This window comes from Halonatronum saccharophilum DSM 13868, assembly GCF_000517025.1.
GTDB classification, from domain to species: Bacteria; Bacillota; Halanaerobiia; order Halobacteroidales; family Halobacteroidaceae; genus Halonatronum; species Halonatronum saccharophilum.
The window spans coordinates 205279-212102 of the sequence record NZ_KI912092.1; the positions used below are offsets into that span (position 1 = coordinate 205279).

Genomic DNA, 6824 nt, shown 5'->3' on the forward strand with positions numbered 1-6824 from the left:
ACCCAGATTTAATAACTTATTTTTAGTAATGTTATAACTAGCTATAGCTCTGTTAAATTTAACCATTTATACAGGGTATGGGTGTGCTATGCCTAATTTTAGGCAATTAACTGGGTAATTTTTGTTTAAATTTTCTCTTGACATATTACCCTACCACTTTAAAAATTATCATACTCAATGTTTTTGTTTTTCTTGTATATAAGTTCAAAAATTGCACAACCAACTAATAGAAAAGATAAGTTCATACTAACTTTAAATATCATATTTTCTGCCATAGATAGGATTAAAAAACAATTTAATGACACTATAGGTAAAAAAGCTTTTCTGTTACTACCTATTTTTTTTATTAAATATATAGACGAATAATAAATCATAGGGATTAAAATTATAATAAATAATATAAAAGAAAACAAACCATAAGTTCCTAAAATAGAAATGTAACTATTATGTGCAGCCCAACCAAAATTATTTATAAAATATCCTCTTCCATGACCAAATAAACTTATATCACGAATTGCTCCTAACCAAATATAATTTCTATACGTCAATATATTGCCTTGTTTTGAATACTCTGTAAACTTATCGATTATATTTTCAACAAATATTTGTCTAAAAAAAGGTACTGCAATAACAATAATCGAAATTAGAGTTATTGTTATTACTAAAATTTTAATAATTTTATAATTTTTTTCTTAAATTTAATTTTTTTATTTTTAATTATAGGAAAACATACAATTAAACTAACCAAAAAAATATTAATTACTATAGCTAAAAAACTAGTTCGACTTTGACTATAAAATACACCTATTAATGACAAAATAATCATACAAAACTGAATTATTAATATATATACCCTTCTATAATCTCTTTTTTTTACTATGAAAGTTAGTTCTCCTAAAAATACAGCTATAATAATACTTGCCAAAGTAGCTAAAACTTGCCCAAAAATATTAGGATTATAAAAGAGACCACTATATATACTTTGGTATACACTATTATTTATTCCTAAAAATAATGGAATAACAATTAAAATTATATGTGTTATTAAAAATAACTTAGTTATTATTATCATCCCTTTATCTTTGCATATATTGGGATATATATAAATCAACAGAGGAAAAAAAATCAAATGTGCTACTTGAATAAAACCGCTGGTTGCGGCTGAAACAAACATTACAAACCCGTATATTAAAATAAAAAAAAGATGAGTTTTATCAATATATACTTTATTCATAAAAAGCAAGTATGAAAAAGATATAAAAAAACTTATTAACATAAATAATCTCCCTATATGCTCGAGACCTCTTATCAAATCAAATGAACCAGCAAGCAATATCATACTTATAGTTATAATTAATGGAATATTTATAATTATATGGTAAAGTTTGTAGTTTGCTTTTTTCATAGTCTCCCTCCAAATTTATCTTAATTATTACATATATCAACCCATTCATTTATAATTTTCTTAATTTTAAAATCATTTAATCTTTCTTCAAATAAATTAATATATATATTCATAATATCTCTATTCTTTATTAAATCTATTACAGCTTGACTTAAATACTCTTCATTTGTAGTCAAAGAATCATTATAATTATATTTAACACCATCACAAACCGGAACTAATATGCCATATTTAGCATATTCTATTGCCTTAGTAGATTTTCTTATATCAGTATTTGGAGCTAATATCTCTCTAGGTCCAGCTTTACAATCAGTTGAAACTACTGGTATACCACAAGCCATAGCTTCTGTTATAACATTTCCAAACCCTTCATATAATGAAGAGAACGCAAATACAGTTGAGTTCTTAATAAATTTAAAAGGATTTTTTTGAAAACCTAAAAAATGAACATCATCTATTAATCCTAAATTATTGGCTAATTCTTTTAAATAATCCTCTAACTCTCCTTGGCCAAGAATAACAAGTTTAGCATTTGGAATTTCTTTTTTAATCTTACTAAAAGCTCTAATCAAATGCCATTGTCCTTTTTGCTTGGTGAGCCTACCAATATTTATAATAACTGGATTCTTAAATATTTCTTTATATTCTCTTTCCAAATCTTCATTTGCTAATCTATTAATTTTTTCCACATCGCATGGGTTATATATAACTTCAATTCTATTTGCATCTATATTGAAATTTTCAACCAAATCTAGTTTAACCATTCTAGATAACACTATAATTTTATCGGCTTTATTATATAATAATTTTATTAACCTCTTATATCCCCAACCATAACCTTCATTAAAATGATTTGACTTTAAATTTCTTACAGAAATTATAGTTTCGCCTTTTCCACGAGAAAGTAAATTTACAATATTGGGGTTATCTAGAAAACTTATCGTTTTTTCCATGTTATTTTCTTTCTTTATTTTTTTTAACCTATAAATCCTTTTAAATAAAGCTTTTAATTTAGATACTGGATTAGATGAAGTTGTAATATTAAGATCTATAATTTCACCTTTATACGGATAATCTATCTTATTTCCATTATATAATATTATTTTTGAATCAATATTATCTGATAAACCACATGATAAGTTAGAGACAACTCTTTCTGCTCCACCATTGGTTAAAGTAGGAATCATAAAAGCAACTTTATTTTTCATTACTGCCTCCTAATTTTCGATTTCATATATATTTAGCTTTAATTTATTGACTTGCTTATTAATTTTAATGTATAAACAAAAAATTCTCTTTCGAAAAGATAAATTAATATAATATAACATATGACTGCAATTAATATAATAATTATTAAGACCAAAAATATATTTGTAATTTGTATTAACCAAATCTTTAAAAGCCAGATTATTATACCCATGATTAATGATGAAATAGCAATATATTTTAGTTCGCTAATAACATTTACTAATTTTAAATCAGTAAACTTCCCTAATACAACTTGAAATATAAGAAATTTCACAAATACAAATATCCCCAGGGAAATCGCTACCATTTCTAAATTAAACTGAGCCCCTAGGTATAATATTAATCCTCTAATAGGTAAATCAACAACAGTTATATAAAAAACAATTTTAGAATAACCTAATGCATATATTGCCCTAGGGGCAATATTATGTGTTAGCAATTCAAAACTTCCCCATAAGGTCAATAGAGTTATCACCAATATAGCTTTATTCCACTCCTCCCCAAACAAAAGTGGTATAAATAAACTACTAGTTACTGCTACACCAATATTAGCTGGGATTCCAATAAGCCCTATTAACTTAATTATTTTTTTATAAACATTATTAAACTGATTAGAGTTAGATTTTAATTTAGATAATAAAGGAAAACTAACACCTGATACAGGATGATTAAGTAACTGAACTAAATACCTAATTAATTTCTTAGCGAAATGATAAACTCCTAATATCTCTGTACCTAATGAACCCCCAATAATAATCTCATCTATATTATCAAACAAATTAGTAAAAACAGACTTAGCTGCTATAAATATACCAAAATTCAAATAAGGTTTTAATTTACTAAATGAAAAATATAACTTGGGAAACCACAAATTGTTTTTCAAGAAAATAATCAATAATATCAAAGTTAATATAATTATTCCAATTAAATTACCATAAACAAAACTAACTGCTCCAAAACCTAGGTATGCAAAGGTGACCATACTTACCTTCTGAAATAATAATTTAACCAACATAGCTTTTGTTAACAAATCAAATTTCAATTCTTTCTTCAACAAAGACCTAAATACTAAATCGATTGGTTCTAACAAGAATACAAAGGCTGAATATCTAATTAATCTAATAGCATTAGGCTCATTAAAGAATAAGGATATGTTTTCTGCTAAACTAAAGATTATAACAAAGGAAACTATACCTAAAACCTGCTCAAACCAGAATATACTATTTAAATCATCATCACTTACTTCATCTTTCTGTATAATAGCTTGAGAAAATCCTAATTGTGCTATTTGCTTAGAAAAACCTATAACTATCGTCACTATTGCCATCTTACCAAATTCAACTGGAGACAATAATCTAGCCAATATGGCCAACGCCAATGGATTAATAGCTACATTGCATACAGAATATATTGTAGTCCATTTTACTCCCTTTACTGCTTTATCTTTTAAAGATGCCATTTTTAAACACCATACTTTCTAAATTCAAAATAATTATTACTATAAATTACTACTTAAACTATCATATATATTAAGTAAAGAATACTTCTCTTCCTTAAAAAGATAATTTAAATTTTCACTGTTATGGTGATAATTGTCAATCACATTATCTATAACATCAACCAAAGACATTACCCTACTTCTCAAACTTCTATAAGCCACCTCTTCACTTACAGCTGCAATCTCATCTTCTACTTTATCATCATAGACAAACTCCGGTATCTTCTCTACAAGAGTTTCAAGTTGACCAATCTCATTATGTAGCCTTGCCAACTCCAACTCATCCTCCATTACATCCGATAACCTAACTAAATTAAGCTTAATCTCACTTAATATCTGTAGAGGCTCTACTTTACTTGGATAAACTCTGATAATCCCAAACTCCTTAAGCCACATAAATAATAAGGCTAGTATTCCTACTACTACCAGAAGTATCATTGAACTCTGGTACTTCGCCAAAAGAACCGCACTTACAGCAAAAATAAGTGATACCAAATATATTGTTAAAACTGTCTGTTTCTGATTCAGACCAAAGTTCAAGAATCTATGATGCAGATGCTCCTTATCAGGTTTAAAGGGATGCTTCCCATTGATCAACCTTCTGATAAAGGCAAAGCTGGTATCAAAGATAGGAACTCCCATCACAATAACAGGTACCAAGATAGTAACTGCAGTTGCACTCTTTACTGCTCCTATTAAAGATACAGTAGCCAAAATATAGCCCAAGAACATACTCCCTGTATCACCCATAAATATCTGTGCCGGGTTAAAGTTATATCTTAAAAATCCAACTGTACTTCCTGCTAAAATCAAAGCCAACGCTGCAACCACTAAATTTCCTTGACCAAAACTGATCAATCCAATAGCCAAAGCCGATATAGTCGCTACCCCACCAGCCAATCCATCCAAACCATCAATTAAATTAACTGCATTGATAAGACCAACGACCCATAGTATAGTTATCGGTATAGCCAATGGCCCAGTCAAGATCACCCCTGATATAGGATGACTAACCAAATCAATCTGTAAACTATAAAGAATAATCGGAACCGTAGCTAAAATCTGACCAAAGAGCTTATTCTTTGCTTTCATACCTTTTATATCATCTATTAATCCAATCACCAGTATTACAACAGAACCTAATAATATAGCCCTAAACTCACTACTCAATTCTAAAAAGACTAGGCTATTTACTAAAAATGAAATATAAATTGCCAATCCACCCAGTCTAGGCATAGCTCCATTATGAACCTTCCTCTGATTAGGGTAATCAACTGCCCCAATAACAAAAGCAAACCTTTTAACCATTGGAGTTAACAATAAAGCCATCCCTACACTAGATAAAAACATTAATAAAAAATTACTCATTCTTTTCTTCTCCTCCCTACTATAAAATTATAAACTTATATAAGTTATTTGATTGAATAAATAACTTTTTTAATAGCTACATTGAAGTAAGCTAGCTATTCTATAATTTGAGCCTAACTCAAAATTATTAACCTCTTTCTAAATAATATAGAGAACTTATTTAATGCCAATTCGTGGTGAAAAAGTCTCTTAGATCTTGAACTTGACTTTCCTTGGAAAATGCTTTAATAACTGTACTATATATCTTCCACGCAAACAGCACAAATCCTCCTCTATTCGACAAAAATCAACATTTTACTCATTTGGTAAATAAATGCTTCAACCAAAGCTTATTATACCAAAATCAGATATAATTTCAAGTAGATTTTGATATTTTCCTATTATGATTAGCAGATTTAACTTCCAACCTTACTCTAACTCTATTATATCAAAGAGTAGAAACTATAAACTTCCCCCTCCAATAAAAAATTAAATTATTTTCATTATCCTATTATACCATATTTTGCTTGAGATTAAAAGGGAGGGTAGGAACCTGGAACCTGGAAAACCTTAAAACCTAAAATCAAAGACTTGGCACTGATTGCCCAGATCAAAACCGATTAAATCTGATTTAAACCCTTTTTTAATTTTTTATGCTCTAATCGGCACTTTATCTGCTCTTGTCCGAACTTAGTCTGCGTTAAGCCTTTAATCTTTTTCTTCTTAAAACCTTAAAATCTAAATCATCTGCGCTGACAAGGTCTCAGACAAATGATGACTAAAATCTGACTAAACCTTATTTTATTTTTTTATGCTCTTGTCGAGAATTTGTCATCTCTTATCAGGCTTTTGTCAGAGTCCAGCCTTTTATCTTTGGCTTTTTAAGACCTTAAAACCTAAATCATCAACTCTGACTAAACCTACGACTAAACCTTTGACTAAAATCTGACTAAATCTTATTTTATTTTTTTATGCTCTTGTCGAGAACTTGTCATCTCTTATCAGGCTTTTGTCAGAGTCCAGCCTTTGATTTTTACCTTTTTAAGACCTTAAAACCTAAATCTTTAACTCTGACCAAACCTACGACTAAACCTTTGACTAAAATCTGACTAAACCTTTATTATTCTAAATTTTTTATGCTCTTGTCGAGAACTTGTCATCTCTTATCAGGCTTTTGTCAGAGTCCAGCCTTTTATCTTTGGCTTTTTAAGACCTTAAAACCTAAATCTTTAACTCTGACCAAACCTACGACTAAACCTTTGACTAAAATCTGACTAAACCTTTATTATTCTAAATTTTTTATGCTCTTGTCGAGAACTTGTCATC

The 6824-nt window shown here is 28.5% G+C and carries 5 protein-coding genes; all 5 read right to left on the minus strand.

Annotated elements, in window-relative coordinates:
- Window positions 1-158: 158 nt before the first annotated feature.
- Complete coding sequence (locus HALSAC_RS0103045) at window positions 159-548, minus strand: hypothetical protein (RefSeq protein ID WP_027339030.1); 390 nt, start codon at window positions 546-548, stop codon at window positions 159-161.
- A 113-nt stretch (window positions 549-661) separates the two neighbouring features.
- Entirely contained in the window at window positions 662-1405 is a 744-nt protein-coding gene (locus HALSAC_RS0103050) for a hypothetical protein (RefSeq protein WP_027339031.1), read from the minus strand.
- 20 nt (window positions 1406-1425) lie between these two features.
- Complete coding sequence (locus HALSAC_RS0103055) at window positions 1426-2613, minus strand: glycosyltransferase (RefSeq protein ID WP_027339032.1); 1188 nt, start codon at window positions 2611-2613, stop codon at window positions 1426-1428.
- Between the two features lie 38 nt (window positions 2614-2651).
- The gene (locus tag HALSAC_RS0103060) at window positions 2652-4112 is read right to left on the minus strand and encodes an MOP flippase family protein (protein WP_027339033.1); all 1461 of its coding nucleotides are present in this window, start codon (window positions 4110-4112) and stop codon (window positions 2652-2654) included.
- 39 nt (window positions 4113-4151) lie between these two features.
- Window positions 4152-5519, minus strand: coding sequence for a glycosyltransferase family 4 protein (locus tag HALSAC_RS14855; RefSeq protein WP_051412048.1), 1368 nt, complete (start codon window positions 5517-5519; stop codon window positions 4152-4154).
- Window positions 5520-6824: the final 1305 nt, after the last annotated feature.